Origin of the sequence: Bradyrhizobium sp. CCBAU 51745, from assembly GCF_028128715.1 — a bacterium.
Lineage (GTDB): Bacteria > Pseudomonadota > Alphaproteobacteria > Rhizobiales > Xanthobacteraceae > Bradyrhizobium > Bradyrhizobium manausense.
In genome coordinates this window covers 58,678-75,653 of record NZ_LBJP01000072.1, presented here as the reverse complement: position 1 = coordinate 75,653, position 16,976 = coordinate 58,678, and the positions used below count along the sequence as shown (strand labels likewise).

At 64.0% G+C, this 16,976-nt stretch carries 14 protein-coding genes; 10 read left to right on the top strand and 4 right to left on the bottom strand.

The window, feature by feature from the left end:
• Positions 1-132 precede the first annotated feature (132 nt).
• The 3 genes from acnA (at position 133) to XH98_RS18040 (ending at position 4,806) form a co-directional block, all read left to right on the top strand.
• A complete protein-coding gene (gene acnA, locus XH98_RS18050) occupies positions 133-2,853 on the top strand; it encodes an aconitate hydratase AcnA (RefSeq protein ID WP_271619454.1) in 2,721 nt (906 codons plus the stop codon).
• 218 nt (positions 2,854-3,071) lie between these two features.
• Positions 3,072-3,851, top strand: a complete 780-nt coding sequence (locus XH98_RS18045; RefSeq protein ID WP_057740721.1) for a DUF1223 domain-containing protein — start codon at positions 3,072-3,074, stop codon at positions 3,849-3,851.
• 583 nt (positions 3,852-4,434) lie between these two features.
• Positions 4,435-4,806 (top strand): DUF2794 domain-containing protein, encoded by a 372-nt coding sequence (locus XH98_RS18040; protein ID WP_057740723.1) that lies wholly within the window; start codon positions 4,435-4,437, stop codon positions 4,804-4,806.
• A gap of 117 nt (positions 4,807-4,923) precedes the next feature.
• Here the strand turns inward: XH98_RS18040 and XH98_RS18035 are convergent, their stop codons facing one another.
• The 4 genes from XH98_RS18035 to XH98_RS18020 form a co-directional block, all read right to left on the bottom strand.
• Positions 4,924-5,463: a GNAT family N-acetyltransferase gene (locus tag XH98_RS18035; RefSeq protein WP_271619453.1), complete on the bottom strand. Its 540-nt coding sequence runs from the start codon at positions 5,461-5,463 to the stop codon at positions 4,924-4,926.
• A gap of 285 nt (positions 5,464-5,748) precedes the next feature.
• Positions 5,749-6,540, bottom strand: coding sequence for a Bax inhibitor-1/YccA family protein (locus XH98_RS18030; protein WP_271619452.1), 792 nt, complete (start codon positions 6,538-6,540; stop codon positions 5,749-5,751).
• A gap of 284 nt (positions 6,541-6,824) precedes the next feature.
• Positions 6,825-9,395 (bottom strand): ABC transporter permease, encoded by a 2,571-nt coding sequence (locus XH98_RS18025; protein WP_271619451.1) that lies wholly within the window; start codon positions 9,393-9,395, stop codon positions 6,825-6,827.
• Positions 9,392-10,114, bottom strand: a complete 723-nt coding sequence (locus tag XH98_RS18020) for an ABC transporter ATP-binding protein (RefSeq protein ID WP_271619450.1) — start codon at positions 10,112-10,114, stop codon at positions 9,392-9,394. Before XH98_RS18020 ends, XH98_RS18025 begins: the two co-directional genes overlap by 4 nt.
• A 55-nt stretch (positions 10,115-10,169) precedes the next feature.
• On the opposite strand from XH98_RS18020, the gene XH98_RS18015 reads away from it, so the two are divergent.
• The 7 genes from XH98_RS18015 to sucD all read left to right on the top strand — a co-directional run bounded on the left by XH98_RS18015 (position 10,170) and on the right by sucD (position 16,843).
• Complete coding sequence (locus XH98_RS18015) at positions 10,170-10,805, top strand: arylesterase (RefSeq protein WP_271619463.1); 636 nt, start codon at positions 10,170-10,172, stop codon at positions 10,803-10,805.
• 175 nt (positions 10,806-10,980) lie between these two features.
• Positions 10,981-11,517 (top strand): RNA 2',3'-cyclic phosphodiesterase, encoded by a 537-nt coding sequence (gene thpR, locus XH98_RS18010; RefSeq protein ID WP_220004977.1) that lies wholly within the window; start codon positions 10,981-10,983, stop codon positions 11,515-11,517.
• Positions 11,518-11,627: 110 nt separating this feature from the next.
• Entirely contained in the window at positions 11,628-12,815 is a 1,188-nt protein-coding gene (zapE, locus tag XH98_RS18005; protein ID WP_271619449.1) for a cell division protein ZapE, read from the top strand.
• A gap of 244 nt (positions 12,816-13,059) precedes the next feature.
• The gene (mdh, locus tag XH98_RS18000; protein WP_027572983.1) at positions 13,060-14,028 is read left to right on the top strand and encodes a malate dehydrogenase; all 969 of its coding nucleotides are present in this window, start codon (positions 13,060-13,062) and stop codon (positions 14,026-14,028) included.
• 214 nt (positions 14,029-14,242) lie between these two features.
• Complete coding sequence (gene sucC, locus XH98_RS17995; RefSeq protein ID WP_057740740.1) at positions 14,243-15,439, top strand: ADP-forming succinate--CoA ligase subunit beta; 1,197 nt, start codon at positions 14,243-14,245, stop codon at positions 15,437-15,439.
• Positions 15,440-15,443: 4 nt separating this feature from the next.
• A complete protein-coding gene (locus XH98_RS17990; RefSeq protein WP_057740743.1) occupies positions 15,444-15,923 on the top strand; it encodes a DUF1579 family protein in 480 nt (159 codons plus the stop codon).
• A 35-nt stretch (positions 15,924-15,958) separates the two neighbouring features.
• The gene (gene sucD / locus XH98_RS17985; protein ID WP_220004973.1) at positions 15,959-16,843 is read left to right on the top strand and encodes a succinate--CoA ligase subunit alpha; all 885 of its coding nucleotides are present in this window, start codon (positions 15,959-15,961) and stop codon (positions 16,841-16,843) included.
• The last annotated feature ends 133 nt before the right edge of the window (positions 16,844-16,976 follow it).

The following is a 16,976-nucleotide window of genomic DNA, read 5'->3' as shown; positions in this document are numbered from 1 at the left end:
GGTTAGAAAACTTCTATAAGCCCGGAACTACTTGATGCAGCAACTTAACCTGCCCCTGCAAGCGACCCAGCCTGCTACGCTGACGGTGTTAAAATACCCTGCCGGGTATGTCTAACAATTGGGATTTCCTACATGACCTCGCTCGACAGCTTCAAATGCAAAAAGACCCTCAAGGTCGGCGCCAAGACCTATGTCTATTACAGCCTGCCCACGGCCGAGAAGAATGGTCTGAAGGGAATTTCGAAACTTCCTTATTCGATGAAGGTCCTGCTCGAGAACCTGCTCCGCAACGAAGACGGCCGCTCGGTCAAGAAGGAAGACATCGTCGCCGTCTCGAAATGGCTGCGCAAGAAGTCGCTGGAGCATGAGATCGCGTTCCGCCCGGCCCGCGTGCTGATGCAGGATTTCACCGGCGTTCCGGCCGTGGTCGACCTCGCCGCCATGCGCAATGCGATGCAGAAGCTCGGCGGCGAGCCTGAGAAGATCAACCCGCTCGTCCCCGTCGATCTCGTCATCGACCACTCCGTGATCGTGAACTTCTTCGGCGACAACAAGGCTTTCGCCAAGAACGTCACGGAAGAATACAAGCAGAACCAGGAGCGCTACGAGTTCCTGAAGTGGGGCCAGAAGGCGTTCTCGAACTTCTCGGTCGTGCCGCCCGGCACCGGCATCTGCCACCAGGTCAATCTCGAATATCTCTCCCAGACGGTCTGGACCAAGAAGGAGAAGATGACGGTCGGCAAGAAGACCGGCACTTTCGAGGTCGCCTACCCTGACTCGCTGGTCGGCACCGACTCGCACACCACCATGGTCAATGGTCTGGCCGTGCTCGGCTGGGGCGTCGGCGGCATCGAGGCGGAAGCCTGCATGCTCGGCCAGCCGCTGTCGATGCTGCTGCCCAACGTCGTCGGCTTCAAGCTGAAGGGCGCGCTGAAGGAAGGCGTCACCGCGACCGACCTCGTGCTGACCGTGACGCAGATGCTGCGCAAGCTCGGCGTGGTCGGCAAGTTCGTCGAATTCTTCGGTCCCGGCCTCGACAACCTCTCCGTTGCCGACAAGGCGACCATCGCCAACATGGCGCCTGAATATGGCGCGACCTGCGGCTTCTTCCCCGTCGACGCCGCCGCAATCGACTACCTCAAGACCTCGGGCCGCGCCGCGCCGCGCGTTGCGCTGGTGCAGGCCTATGCCAAGGCGCAAGGTCTGTTCCGCACCGCCAAGTCGGCCGATCCCGTGTTCACCGAGACGCTGACGCTCGATCTCGCCGACGTCGTGCCGTCGATGGCCGGTCCGAAGCGTCCCGAAGGCCGCATCGCGCTGCCGTCGGTTGCCGAAGGTTTTTCGCTCGCGCTCGGCACTGAGTACAAGAAGGCCGAGGAGCCCACGAAGCGCTTCCCCGTCGAGGGCAAGGACTTCGAGATTGGCCATGGCGACGTCGTCATCGCGGCCATCACCTCCTGTACCAACACCTCGAACCCGAGCGTGCTGATCGGCGCCGGCCTCTTGGCGCGCAACGCGGCTGCAAAGGGCCTCAAGGCCAAGCCGTGGGTGAAGACCTCGCTCGCTCCGGGCAGCCAGGTGGTTGCGGGCTATCTCGCCGATTCCGGCCTGCAAAAGGATCTCGACAAGGTCGGCTTCAACCTGGTCGGCTTCGGCTGCACCACCTGCATCGGCAATTCCGGTCCGCTGCCTGAGGAGATCTCGAAGTCGATCAACGAAAACGGCATCGTCGCTGCGGCCGTGCTGTCAGGTAACCGCAACTTCGAAGGCCGCGTCTCGCCGGATGTGCAGGCGAACTATCTGGCCTCGCCGCCGCTGGTCGTCGCGCATGCGCTCGCCGGCAGCGTCACCAAGAACCTCGCCGTCGAGCCGATCGGCGAAGGCAAGGACGGCAAGCCGGTGTACCTCAAGGACATCTGGCCGACGACGAAGGAGATCAACGCCTTCATGAAGAAGTTCGTGACCTCGACGATCTTCAAGAAGAAGTATGCCGACGTGTTCAAGGGCGACGCCAACTGGCGCAAGATCAAGACGGTCGAGAGCGAGACCTATCGCTGGAACATGTCGTCGACCTATGTGCAGAACCCGCCTTATTTCGAAGGCATGAAGAAGGAGCCGGAGCCTGTTACCGACATCGTCGAGGCGCGCATCCTCGCCATGTTCGGCGACAAGATCACCACCGACCACATCTCGCCGGCCGGTTCGATCAAGCTCACCTCGCCTGCGGGCAAATATCTCAGCGAGCACCAGGTGCGCCCCGCTGACTTCAACCAATACGGCACGCGTCGCGGCAATCATGAAGTGATGATGCGCGGTACCTTCGCCAACATTCGCATCAAGAACTTCATGCTGAAGGGCGCGGATGGAAACATCCCCGAAGGCGGTCTGACCAAGCACTGGCCCGACGGCGAGCAGATGTCGATCTACGACGCCGCGATGAAGTACCAGCAGGAGCAGGTGCCGCTCGTCGTGTTCGCCGGCGCCGAGTACGGCAACGGCTCCTCGCGCGACTGGGCTGCGAAGGGCACGCGCCTGCTCGGCGTTCGCGCCGTGATCTGCCAGAGCTTCGAGCGCATCCATCGCTCCAACCTGGTCGGCATGGGCGTGCTGCCGCTGACCTTCGAGGAAGGCACCTCGTGGTCGTCGCTTGGCCTGAAGGGCGACGAGAAGGTCACGCTGCGTGGCCTGGTCGGCGAACTCAAGCCGCGCCAGAAGCTGACCGCGGAAATCGTCTCGGGCGACGGTTCGCTGCAGCGCGTTTCGCTGCTCTGCCGCATCGATACGCTGGATGAGCTCGATTACTACCGGAACGGCGGCATTCTGCACTATGTGCTGCGTAAACTCGCGGCTTAAGCGCGAATTTGTGAACGGTGGCTCACCGCGACGTGAGTAGAAGGTTAAACCAAGGCGGCCTATCAAAAGGCCGCCTTCGTACGTTTTGCGGTATGTTTCGGATGGGTTCGTCCCGCAAAATCCTGCCCTGGATAGTTGAATGTACCGCGCCCGTAAGACTACGGTGACCATCAGGCGATAAGATCTTCCCCCAACGAGTGACCTGTGTGACTTTCAACATGACTGGCATGATGGTTTCTAATTTCGTTTCGCGATGGTCCGGAGCATTCTGGTCAGGAGCACTCGGCATCTGCGCCATCGTCGCCGTCATCCGCCCCGCCCAGGCGGATCCCCGCGCCGTGGTCGAGCTCTTCACCTCGCAGGGCTGCTCCTCGTGCCCGCCTGCCGACAAGGTCATCGGCGATCTCGCCAAGGACCCCTCGATCATCGCGTTGAGCATGCCGATCGATTATTGGGATTATCTCGGCTGGAAGGATACGCTGGCGGATTCACGTTTCTCGGCGCGGCAGCGCGCCTATTCGCGTATGCGTGGTGACCGCGAGGTCTACACGCCGCAGGTCGTGGTCAACGGCGCCGCGCATGTCATCGGCAGCGACCGCGCCGGCATCGAAAGCGCGATCGGCAAGACCGACGCTGGCACGGGCGTCATGAGCGTGCCGGTGACCATGTCGCTCGCGGGCAAGCAGATCAATGTGTCGGTTGCTGCGAGCAACGAGCCGACGGTCTCGCATGGCGAGGTCTGGATCTGCTCGATCGTGAAATCGGTGCCAATCGAGATCAGTCGCGGCGAGAACCGCGGACAGCAGATCACCTACCACAACGTCGTGCGCAATGTACTGAAGGTCGGCGACTGGCACGGACATCCGGAAAGCTGGACCGTGCCGATCGAAAATTTGACGTCGCGCGATGGCGTCGATGGTGCGGTGGTCTACGTCCAGGACGGCAGCCGCGAGAGACCTGGCCCGATGCTGGGCGCGGCGTACACGTCGCTGCATTGAAGCGCGCGTAGAATTCTCTCAGGACAATCTGTCTTCGTCATTCCGGGGCGCGCGTAGCGCGAACTATGGTGCGCAATTGCGCACCTGAGAATCCATTTCACCGCGCGTGCTGTCGCCCAATGGATTCCGGGTTCGCGCCAAGTGGCGCGCCCCGGAATGACAATGGTGTGAAACACCCCGCCACAAACAAAAAAGGACCAACTTGCGTTGGCCCTCCTTGTCGCGCGTACAGACCCGATCCTGTTCGACCCCGGGGGGCTGGGGGCTGAGGAATCCGGAACCGAAAGGACCGGGTCAACGCACACCAGTGTTTTCGCAATGCAGGGCGGCGGGCGGTGGGCGGAAAAGCGGCGATCCTGTGATTCCTGCTAACGATGCCGTGACGGTTTGCCGCTGAGAAGTTCCACCGCCGCGTGTGTCATGACGAGCTGGCCGTTGGCGAGGTCGGCCTGGTCCTTCGGCGGCCGTTCAAGAGCCCCTTGCGGGCGGGAACAGTTGGCGCGATCATGTAGATGTCATGATCCGCGGTTCCGGGGACGGTCTTCGCGGAGGCGGTCATGGCTGAGCGATGAGGAGGCGCCCCATGAGCTTGACGTCGGAGGATGCCGATCCGAGCGAGCAGCGCGCAGTGGCGCGCCCCGCCGCTGCGAACGCCCAACCCGGCCGGGTGACATTCAACCGGCTCGAGCTGCACCGAATTCTCAATCTCTATGGCCGCATGGTCGCCGACGGCGAGTGGCGGGATTATGCCATCGATTTCCTGAAAGATCGCGCGGTGTTCTCGGTCTTTCGCCGCGCCTCCGAAGTGCCGATCTACCGGATCGAGAAAGATCCGCGGCTCGCGCGCAAGCAGGGCATGTACAGCGTGATCTCGGCGACCGGCCTGATCCTGCGCCGCGGCCACGAGCTCGAGCGCGTGCTGCTGGTGATCGATCGGAAGCTGGCGGTGGTCTGACCACACGATCGGTGCGGTAGGGTGGGCAAAGGCGCAAAGCGCCGTGCCCACGACCTTTCTCCTTCGTCACAGACCGTGGGCACGCTTCGCTTTGCCCACCCTACGAGACCTTGCTTCCTACGAGACCGACTTCCCCGGCACCGTCTTCGCGCCTTCACCGAGATCCCGCTGCATCATCACCGTATCCAGCCAGCGGCCGAATTTCAGGCCGACATTGGGATGCGTGCCGATCATCTTGAAGCCGCCTCTGGTGTGCACGCCGATCGAGCCGGCATTGGCGGAATCGCCGATCACGGCGATCATCTGGCGGAAGCCGCGGGCCTCGCATTCGCTGATCAGCCGCTGCAGCAGCATCGAGCCGATGCCGCGGCGGTGGAAGGCGGGATCGAGATAGATCGAGTTCTCGACCGTGAAGCGATAGGCCGGACGCGGCCGGTAGGCGCCGGCATAGGCGTAGCCCGCGACGCTGCCGTCGATCACAGCGACGAAATAGGGATAGCCGCCGTCGACCAGGACGCGATAGCGGCGCGTCATTTCGGCGAGGTCAGGCGGATCCAGCTCGAACGTCGCGGTGCCCTCGCGGACGGCCTGCTGGTAGATGGCGGTGATGGCGGGAAGGTCGGCCTCGATGGTGGGCCTGATTTCGGGTGCGGACATGGGGAGGAGATTAGAGCCTTCCCGCGGACGCTGGAAGGGGCAACAACGCTTCCCCATGCTCCTCATTGCCTCCACCTTCTCCGCCGTCATGCCCCGCCTAGTGCGCGATTGCGCACGGGGGGCGGGGCATCCAGTACGCCGCGGCCTCTCGATAAACCACTGACGTCTCGGTGTACTGGATCACCCGGTCAAGCCGGGCGATGACAGCGTGTGCGTGGCGCGCGCCGCACAAACAAAAACCCCGGCCTTTCGGCCGGGGTTCGGGTCCGTTCTCTCGTCGATCGCTTAGTCGCGCTGGCCGAGCAGCTGCAGCAGCAGCGTGAACAGGTTGATGAAGTTCAAGTACAGCGACAGCGCGCCGGTGATGGCCGCACGTTCGGCGATGTCGCCGCCGGCCGAGGCGTAGCCGTAGATGTACTCGTTCTTCAGCCGCTGGGTGTCCCAGGCGGTGAGGCCGGCGAACACCAGCACGCCGACGACCGAGACGATGAACTGCAGCGCCGAGCTAGCCAGGAACAGGTTCACCAGGCTCGCGATGATGATGCCGATCAGGCCCATGAACAGGAACGAGCCCATGCCGCTCATGTCACGCTTGGTGGTGTAGCCGTAGAAGCTCAGCGCGCCGAAGGTCGCCGCGGTGATGAAGAACACCCGAACGATCGAGTCATGCGTGTAGACCAGGAAGATGGTCGACAGCGAGACTCCCATCAGCGCCGAGAACACCCAGAACAGGATCTGGGCGGTCGAGGGGGCCAGACGGTTGATGCCCGCGGAGATCACGAACACCATGGCGAGCGGCGCCAGCATGAACAGATATTTCAGCGGGCTCACGAACATCGCGTAGCCGAACGGCGTCAGGAACAGCTTGCCGACGCGAACCGCTTCCGGGGTCGGAACATCGGTCACGGCGGCCATGTAGACACCGAGCGCGGCAAGGCCGGTGATGGCGAGGCCAATGCTCATGTAATTGTAGATGCGCAGCATGTAGGCGCGCAGTCCGGCGTCGACCGTCGCGGCGTCAACACGCCCGGCGGCCCTGCCGAAAGGAGAAGCGTAATTGCGGTCTAGGTCCGACATGGTCGAATTCCCGTTGGTTGGCCCGGCCCGGCACAGGGGGTGCCATGCCGCCGGTTCGTCAAATTCTATCTCGGATACCGATGCCTGCCGACATTAATTTTGGCTAACAATCGGGGCTCCGCACCCATCCGATATGTGGGAAACTAACACATTCACTGCAACGGTTCACGCGCGGCTGAATGTCGCCCTTGCGGCGCAATCCTGACGTGAGCCTGACAAGCAGACGTGGTTAATCGCGGGAATCCCTTCGATTCCGCTCCCGCGCGGCCGGCCGCTACCTTTTGTCACAAATTCCGCAACACTGTGGCGGGCTTTTTGTTCAACGCCAGCAGCGTCCCGGCGAGGCCGAGCCCGACGGTGACGACCAGGGCGGCGGCAACCACGGCGGCCGCGCTTGCACCCTGCCAGACGAAGGTCAGCGTCATCAGCCGCGTCACGATCATCCAGGCAGCTAAGCTGCCGGCGATCACGCCGAACATTGCGGTGGCAAGGCCGATCAGCAGATATTCGAGCGCATAGGCACCGAGCAGCCGCAGCCGCGTCGCGCCCAGGGTCTTCAGGATCACCGCATCATAGACGCGGTGGCGATGGCCGGCGGCGAGCGCGCCGCCCAGCACCAGGATCGCCGAGATCAGCGTCACGGCGCTGGCGCCGCGGATCGCGAGCGCCAGATTGGTCACGACCGCGCCGACCGTCTCCATGACCTCGCGCACGCGCACGCTCGTCACCATTGGGTAAGCATCCGCAACCTGCTTGATGATCTTGCCGTCGCCGGTTGCATCGCCTGAGGCTTCGGTCAGCGTCGCGATGTGGGTGTGCGGGGCGCCCTTGAAGGCGTTCGGCGAGAACACCAGCACGAAATTGATACCCAATCCCTGCCAGTCGATGTTGCGCAGATTGCTGATCTTCGCCGGGATGTCGCGGCCGAGCACGTTGACCACGATCTCGTCGCCGAGCTTCAAGCCGAGGCCATCGGCGATCTTCTTCTCCATCGAGACCAGCGGCGGGCCGGAATAATCGGCGCCCCACCATTCGCCCTCGACCACCTTGGAACCCTTCGGCAGCTCGCCGGTATAGGTCAGGCCGCGGTCGCTTTGCAGCACCCATTCGGAATCGGTCGTGGGCTTGAGGTCCTCGGCACGCAACCCGCGGGCGCCGACGATGCGCCCGCGCAGCATCGGCACGTCCTCGACCTTCGCGCCAGGAGCGATCTGGCGCAGATAGTCGTCGAAGGGAACGGCCTGCGTACTTGGAATATCGATGAAGTAGAACGACGGCGCGCGGTCGGGCAGCGCGGCCAGGAACTGCCGGCGCAGATTGCCGTCGATCTGGGTGATGGTGACGAGCACGGCGAGACCCAGCCCGAGCGACAGCACGACCGATGGCGTCAGCGCGCCCGGCCGGTGAATGTTGGCGATCGCCAGCCGCAGCATGGTGAAGCGCGTGCGCGGCAGTTTTCGCGCGATCGCCATCAGCAGGCCGGCGACGCCGCGCAAGACAGCGAAGACGACGACGGAGGAGATCACGAACACCGCGGCGATGCGCTTGTCGAAGGACAGGCCGATCACCACGGCAACCAGCAGCGCGATGACGACCCCCATGAACACGAGATAGCCCAGCCGTGGCCGGTGCCATTCGGCGGCGATGGTATCGCGGAACAGCGCCGCGACCGGCACGTCATGCACGCGCCCGAGCGGCCACAGGCCGAAGGCGAGCGCGGTGAGCAGGCCGTAGACGAAGGACAGCGCGAGCTCGCCCTCGTGCACGGCCGGCACCACCGGCAGCGGCAGCAGCTTGCCGAACAGGCCGACGATGGCGAACGGCATCGCTGCTCCCAGCGCCAGCCCGATCACCGAGCCGATCGCGGCGAGCAAAATGACCTGCGCGAGGTAAATGCCGAACACGTCGCGGCCCGTGGCGCCGACGGCCTTGAACGCCGCGATCACCTCGAGACGGCGATCGATATGGCTCTTCACCGCGTTGGCGACCCCGACGCCGCCGACCAGCAGTGCGGCGAGGCCGACCAGGGTCAGGAATTGCGTGAAGCGGCTGATGTTGCGTTCGAGCTGCGGCGAGGCGTTGGAGCGGCTGCGCACCTCCCAGCCGGCCTCTGGCGCGGCGTTGCGCGCATCCGCGATGAAGCCGTCGGTGGCGCGGTCGCTGTTGGCGGTGTCGGGCAGCTTCACGCGGTAGACCCAGCGCACCAGGCTGCCGGGCTGGATCAGTCCGGTGGCGCGCAAGGCGGCCTCGCTGATCAGGAAGCGCGGACCAAAGCCGATGCCGCCGGCAAGCTTGTCGGGCTCGGCTTCGACGGCGCTGCGGATCTGGAAGGTTGCGGATCCGATGGTGACGCGGTCGCCAATTTTGAGAGAGAGCCGCGCCAGCAGCGCCGGGTCGGCGGCGGCGCCGAATGCACCGTCCTTCTCCGCGAGCAGATCCGCCAGCGGCAGTTGCGGCGCCAGCGTCAGCTGCCCGAGCATCGGATAGGTGTCATCGACCGCCTTCATCTCGACCAGCGCCAGCTTGCCGTCGCCCGAGCGCGCCATGCCGCGCAAGGTCGAAGCCACGGAGACGGTGCCGCGCGAGCGCAGGAACGCGACTTCCTCGGGCTTGGCCTCGCGCTGAAACAGCACGAACGAGACGTCGCCGCCGAGCAGCGTGCGCCCCTCGCGCGCGAGGCCGTCGCTCAGGCTCGCCGACACCGAGCCGACGCCTGATATCGCCATCACGCCGAGCGCGATGCAGGCGATGAAGACGTAGAAGCCGCGCAGGCCACCGCGCAATTCGCGCAAGGCATAGCGCAGCGACAGCGCAACGCCGTTCGGCTTCGCAAACGGTTGGGCGGCGATGCTCATGCGTTCGTCGTCTGCGTGTCGATGCGGCCCGAGCGCAGGCGGATCACGCGATCGCAGCGATGCGCCAGCGAGGAATCGTGAGTGACCAGCACCAAGGTCATGCCGCGCTCGGCATGCTTGGTGAAGAGCAGGTCGATGATCTGCTTGCCGGTCGCCTCGTCGAGATTGCCGGTCGGCTCGTCGGCGACGAGGATGGCGGGATCGGGCGCCAGCGCGCGCGCGAGCGCGACGCGCTGCTGTTCGCCGCCGGAGAGCTGCGTCGGATAATGATGCAGGCGGTCGCCGAGGCCGACCGATTGCAGCTCCTTTGCCGCGCGCTTGCCGGCATCAGGATTGCCGGCGAGCTCGAGTGGCACCGCGACGTTCTCCAGCGCCGTCATGGTCGGGATCAGATGGAAGGACTGGAAGACGATGCCGACCTGGCGGCCGCGGAAGCGGGCCAGCGCGTCCTCGTCGAGGGCATTGAAAGGCGTGCCACCCACCACCACCTCTCCGCTATCAGGACGCTCCAGCCCCGCCATCACCATCAGCAGCGTGGATTTGCCCGAGCCTGACGGGCCGATCAGGCCGATCGTCTCCCCCGAGCCGACGCGCAAGCTGATATCCTTGAGGATGTGAACGCGTGCCGCCCCCGACCCCAATGAGAGATTGACGTTGGAGATGGAGATGGTGTCCGGCGTGGTACCGGCGAGCGACGAGGAAGCGATGCTGATGTCCATGGTCCGGTCATATGGCAAGTCCGATAGCGCGGTCGAGAGGCGTTACGGATTGTTCATGCACATAGCCGTGTTGATGCTCGCTTTGATGACGCTCCCGGGTCCCGCCTGGGCGGACGCGGCAAAGCCGATCAAGCTCGTCGTCCTCGGCGATTCCTTGAGCGCTGGTCTTGGCCTTTCGGCCCCGGATGCGTTTCCGGCCAAGCTGAAAAAAGGCTTGCAGACCAAGGGTATAGAGATCGACATGACCAATGCCGGCGTGTCGGGCGACACCGCGTCCGGCGGCCGCGACCGGCTCGACTGGTCGGTGCCCGAGGGAACTGAGGGCGTGATCGTCGAACTCGGCGCCAACGACGCCATGCGCGGCATCGACCCTGACTTGACGCGGGCGGCGCTCGCCGACATCGTTCAGCGTCTCAAGGCGCGCAAGATCGCCGTGATGTTGTGTGGGATGCTGGCGCCGCCGAATTTCGGCGCGGACTATGGCGCGCGCTTCAATTCGATTTATCCGGAACTGGCGAAACGGTTCGACGTGCCGCTCTATCCGTTCTTCCTCGACGGCGTCGCGGCCGATGCCAAGCTCAACCAGGCCGACGGCATTCATCCGACCGCTGCAGGCGTCGACATCATCGTCGACAAGATGCTGCCCACCGTGGAGGCATTCGTGCGCACGATCGGCGAGCAACGCCGTTGAAAAGCAGGCAATGCTAACCCTAACACCCAGGGTTTTTCGGGTGTAGCCTTGGCAGCACTTCGCAGAGTCACACAACTGCGATAGGAATCAGGGTACCGGTGATTCGTCGCCGGCTCTAATTTGGATAGGGTCCTTGGCTCTGAGGACTGTACCCAAGCATCGGGAGTGCGAAACGATGCCGCGTTTGTTCACTGGTCTGGAAATTCCGGCCGAGATTGGCCAGTCGCTTTCCAATCTTAGAGGTGGCCTTCCCGGCGCCCGGTGGATCGATCCCGAAAATTATCACGTCACTCTGCGCTTCATCGGCGATATCGACGGCGCCTCCGCCAACGAGATCGCATCGATGTTGTTTCGCATCGATCGCAAGCCCTTCGAAGTGAAGGTGCAGGGCTTGCAGAGCTTCGGTGGCCGCAAGCCGCGCGCCGTGGTCGCCACCATCGCACCGAGCAAGCCGCTGATGGATCTGCAGGCCGAGCTGGAACGCATGATGCAGCGGATCGGCCTCGATCCGGAAGGGCGCAAATTCATCCCGCATGTCACGCTGGCCCGGCTGCACGACGCCACCGACCGTGACGTCGCCGACTATCTCTCGATCCGCGGCTACTTCCCGAGCAAGGCCTTCATGGCCGAACGCTTCGTGCTGTTCTCCTCGCGCGCATCGACCGGCGGCGGGCCCTATGTGGTCGAGGACGCCTACGAGCTGTGTGCGTGAGTTCTATCTTCACCTCTCCCCGCAAGAGCGGGGCGAGGGAGAAGAATCCGCATAGCCCGTCCACCATTTCACGGCTTGCAATTTCCGCCGGTCTCTGGCGGTAAAGGGCGATGCTCTCCACCCCAAATTCCTCCTTCAGCGAAGCCTATCAGGCCCAGATCGCCTCCGGCGCGATCGAGGCCGATGCCGCGCAGGCCGAAGTCGCCGAAGCCTATACGGCGCTGGATCTGCGGCTCGCGAACTACAGCCCCAAGCGCAAGCAGGGCCTGCTCGCCCGCCTGTTCAACGGCGGCGACAAGGACGAGGCGCCGCGCGGGCTCTACGTCCATGGCGAGGTCGGTCGCGGCAAGACCATGCTGATGGACCTGTTCTTCCAGCACTCGAATGTCGAGCACAAGCGCCGCGCGCATTTCCACGAATTCATGGCCGACGTGCACGAGCGCATCTACGACTACCGCCAGAGCATCGCGCGCGGACAGATCCCCGATGGCGACGTCATCGCGCTGACGGCGCATGCGATCTTCGAGGAGAGCTGGCTGCTCTGTTTCGACGAATTCCACGTCACCGACATCGCGGACGCGATGATCCTCGGACGCCTGTTCGCAAAGCTGTTCGAGCTCGGCACCGTCGTGGTCGCAACCTCCAACGTCGCGCCCGACGATCTCTACAAGGGCGGCCTCAACCGCGCGCTGTTCCTGCCCTTCATCAAGCAGATCACCGACCACATGGACGTGACGCGGCTCGACGCGCGCACCGACTTCCGGCTGGAAAAGCTCCAGGGCGTGCCGATGTGGCTGACGCCGGCGGATGGCGATGCCGACACGGCGCTCAACCGCGCCTGGGCGAAGATGACAGGCAATGCCAAATGCAAGTCGCGCGATATCCAGATCAAGGGCCGCACCCTGCACGTGCCGTGCTCGGCTCACGGCGTCGCGCGCTTTGCCTTCGCCGATCTCTGCGAGAAGCCGCTGGGCGCATCCGACTACCTCAGGCTGGCGCACGACTATCACACCATCCTGGTCGACCATATTCCAGTGATGGACTTCTCCCAGCGCAACGCCGCCAAGCGCTTCATCACGCTGATCGACACGCTCTATGACAATGCCGTGAAGCTGATGGCCTCGGCCGACGCCAATCCGATCTCGCTCTACATCGCCGATGAGGGCACCGAGGCGATGGAGTTCAAGCGGACCGCCTCGCGCCTGATCGAGATGAGCTCGGAATCCTATCTGGCGCTGCCTCATGGCCGCAAGGACTCCACCGCCAGCGGCTCCACCAAGGGCCTGGTCGAGACTTAAGTCCTATCTTTCCGTCATTCCGGGGCGCGCGTCAGCGCGAGCCCGGAATCTCGCGGGACAAATCTCGAGATTCCGGGTTCGCCCGCGCAATGGCGCGGACGCCCCGGAATGACGGCCTGGGTTGTGCTGGCCGGAAGCGCGGCAAGCCCGACAAATGGGCATCCACCGACTTGAACGGGGGAAGCGAAAGGGATAACCACCCTCTCAGTTTTCCCCTCCTCACGTGTCTAAAGGACAGGTTCACATGGCGCGCGACAAGATTGCTTTGATTGGCTCCGGCCAGATCGGCGGAACGCTGGCTCACCTCATCGGCCTGAAAGAACTGGGCGACGTCGTGATGTTCGACATCGCCGAGGGCGTGCCGCAGGGCAAGGCGCTCGACATCGCGCAGTCCTCGCCGGTCGACGGTTTCGACGCCCATTACACCGGCGCCAACTCCTACGAGGCTCTCGATAACGCCAAGGTCTGCATCGTCACCGCCGGCGTGCCGCGCAAGCCCGGCATGAGCCGCGACGACCTCCTCTCCATCAACCTCAAGGTCATGGAGCAGGTCGGAGCCGGCATCAAGAAGTACGCCCCCGACGCCTTCGTCATCTGCATCACCAACCCGCTCGACGCCATGGTCTGGGCGCTGCAGAAGGCTTCCGGCCTGCCGCACAAGAAGGTCGTCGGCATGGCCGGCGTGCTCGACTCCGCGCGCTTCCGCTACTTCCTGGCCGACGAGTTCAACGTCTCGGTCGAAGACGTCACCGCCTTCGTGCTCGGCGGCCATGGCGATACCATGGTGCCGCTGGTGAAATACTCCACCGTCGCCGGCATCCCGCTGCCCGACCTCGTCAAGATGGGCTGGACCTCGCAGGCGCGCCTCGACGAGATCGTCGACCGCACCCGCAACGGCGGCGCCGAGATCGTCAATCTGCTCAAGACCGGCTCGGCCTTCTACGCCCCGGCCGCCTCGGCCATCGCGATGGCCGAGAGCTATCTGAAGGACAAGAAGCGCGTGCTGCCCTGCGCCGCCTATCTCAACGGCGAGTACAGCGTGAAGGACATGTATGTCGGCGTGCCCGTCGTGATCGGCTCCAAGGGCGTCGAGCGCGTCGTCGAGATCGAGCTCGCCGGCAAGGACCGCGAGGCCTTCGACAAGTCGGTCGGCGCCGTGCAGGGCCTGGTCGATGCCTGCAAGAAGATCGCCCCCGATCTTCTCGGCCGTTAAGGCGCAACAATCCCGCCGAAGACCGACACCCGGTCTTCGGCGGTTTCACTTCCGGACCCCTGATGCAATCCTTGCTGAAGGCTGGGCGGGGTCTGGGTCCAGGATATCCGACGTGAGAGAATCCGGGTTGCAGTTCCTGTGGTATATGGTATGCCAGCCACAAGACTGAGGTGGGCCCATGAGGTCACCGCCCGCGGGTTCAGGGAGCGACCATATGAATATTCATGAATATCAGGCCAAGGCGCTGCTGAGCGAGTTCGGTGTGCCGATCTCCAAGGGCGTTCCGGTCCTGAGTGCCACGGACGCAGCTGCCGCAGCCATGGCGCTGCCCGGTCCGGTCTGGGTGGTGAAGAGCCAGATCCACGCCGGCGGCCGCGGCAAGGGCAAGTTCAAGGAAGCCTCGGCCGGCGACAAGGGCGGCGTCCGCATCGCCAAGTCGGCCGCCGAAGTCTCCGAATTCGCCAAGCAAATGCTCGGCGCGACCCTCGTGACGGTGCAGACCGGCCCGGCCGGCAAGCAGGTCAACCGCCTCTACGTCGAAGACGGCTCCGACATCGACAAGGAGTTCTATCTCTCGATCCTGGTCGACCGCGAAACCTCGCGCGTTTCCTTCGTCGTCTCGACCGAAGGCGGCGTCAACATCGAGGACGTTGCGCACAACACCCCTGAGAAGATCGTGACCTTCTCGGTCGATCCCGCCACCGGCATCATGGGCCATCACGGCCGCACCGTCGCGAATGCCCTGAAGCTCTCGGGTGATCTCGCCAAGCAGGCGGAAAAGCTCACCGCGCAGCTCTATGCGGCCTTCGTCGCCAAGGACATGTCGATGCTGGAGATCAACCCGCTGGTCGTGACCAAGCAGGGTCAGCTCCGCGTGCTCGACGCCAAGGTGTCGTTCGACGACAACGCGCTGTTCCGCCATCCCGAGGTGCTCGCGCTGCGCGACGAGACCGAGGAAGACGCCAAGGAAATCGAGGCGTCGAAATACGACCTCAACTATGTCGCGCTCGACGGCAATATCGGCTGCATGGTCAACGGCGCCGGTCTTGCCATGGCGACGATGGACATCATCAAGCTCTACGGCATGGCGCCGGCGAACTTCCTCGACGTCGGCGGCAGCGCCAGCAAGGAGAAGGTCGCGGCCGCGTTCAAGATCATCACCGCCGATCCCAACGTGAAGGGCATCCTGGTCAACATCTTCGGCGGCATCATGAAGTGCGACGTGATCGCCGAAGGCGTCACCGCTGCGGTTCGTGAGGTCGGCCTCAGCGTGCCGCTCGTGGTTCGCCTCGAAGGCACCAATGTCGAGCTCGGCAAGAAGATCATCCGCGAATCCGGCCTGAACGTGGTGCCGGCGGACAATCTCGACGACGCCGCGCAGAAGATCGTGAAGGCCGTCAAGGGAGGCTAAGGCCATGGCCCAGGACCATCTCTCCGCATCATCTCCACTTGCAGAGCATGCGCGCCTCGCCGCGTTCGCCGGCGAATGGAATGGTGAAGAGATGGTCTTTCCGTCGCGCTGGACTGCGGGCGGACCGGCCACCTCGCGCACCGTCGCGCGCATGGATCTCAACGGGTTCTATCTGATCCAGGACTCGGTGCAGATGCGCGATGGCAAGGAGGTCTTCGCCACCCACGGCCTCTTCACCTACGACCGCGACGACCGGACCTACAAATTGTTCTGGTACGATTCGCTCGGCTACACGCCGCCCTCGCCCGCATCAGGCGGCTGGGTCGGCAACACCCTGACGCTGGTGCGCGGCTCGCTTCGCGGCAATGCGCGCCACGTCTACGAGATCATCGACGACGTCTCTTACTCGTTGAAGATTCAGTTCTCGCCGGATGCGGAAGGCTGGGCCGACGTGCTCACCGGCATCTACCGCCGCATCCACTGACCTCTCACTCCGTTAGTTTCGCGAAAGCAGACCTCATGTCCATCCTGATCGACAAGAACACCAAGGTCATCTGCCAGGGCTTCACCGGCAAGAACGGCACCTTCCATTCCGAGGCTGCGATTGCTTACGGCACCAAGATGGTCGGCGGCACTTCGCCGGGCAAAGGCGGCTCGACCCATCTCGGCCTGCCGGTGTTCGATACCGTGCGCGAGGCGCGGGAGAAGACCGGTGCCGACGCGTCGGTGATCTACGTGCCGCCGCCGGGCGCGGCTGATGCGATCTGCGAGGCCATCGACGCCGAGATCCCGCTGATTGTCTGCATCACCGAAGGCATTCCCGTCATCGACATGGTGCGCGTGAAGCGCTCGCTCGCCGGCTCCAAGTCGCGCCTGATCGGGCCGAACTGCCCGGGCGTCATGACCGCCGGCGAGTGCAAGATCGGCATCATGCCCGCCAACATCTTCAAGACCGGCTCGGTCGGCATCGTCTCCCGTTCCGGCACGCTGACTTACGAAGCCGTGTTCCAGACCACCCAGGAAGGCCTCGGCCAGACCACCGCGGTCGGCATCGGCGGCGACCCGGTCAAGGGCACCGAGTTCATCGACGTCCTCGAAATGCTGCTGGCCGACCCCAAGACCGAATCGATCATCATGATCGGCGAGATCGGGGGCTCCGCCGAGGAAGACGCCGCCCAGTTCCTCAAGGACGAGGCCAAGCGCGGCCGCAAGAAGCCGATGGTCGGTTTCATCGCGGGCGTCACGGCCCCTCCCGGCCGCCGCATGGGCCATGCCGGGGCGATCATTTCGGGCGGCAAGGGCGACGCCGGTTCCAAGACCGAAGCGATGAAATCCGCAGGTATTACAGTGTCGCCGTCGCCGGCACGCCTCGGCCACACGCTTGCCGAAAAGTTGAAAGGCTAATTCACTCCTTCGTGCTTTTCCGGGCGAAGTTTCGCAGCAAATAGGGTAAAGGGTGCCTGCCGCGTCGAGCCCTGTCGGGGAGCTCGGCGCCAGCGCCGTTTGTTATGCGCGAACCGAAATCGCCAGGAACCCA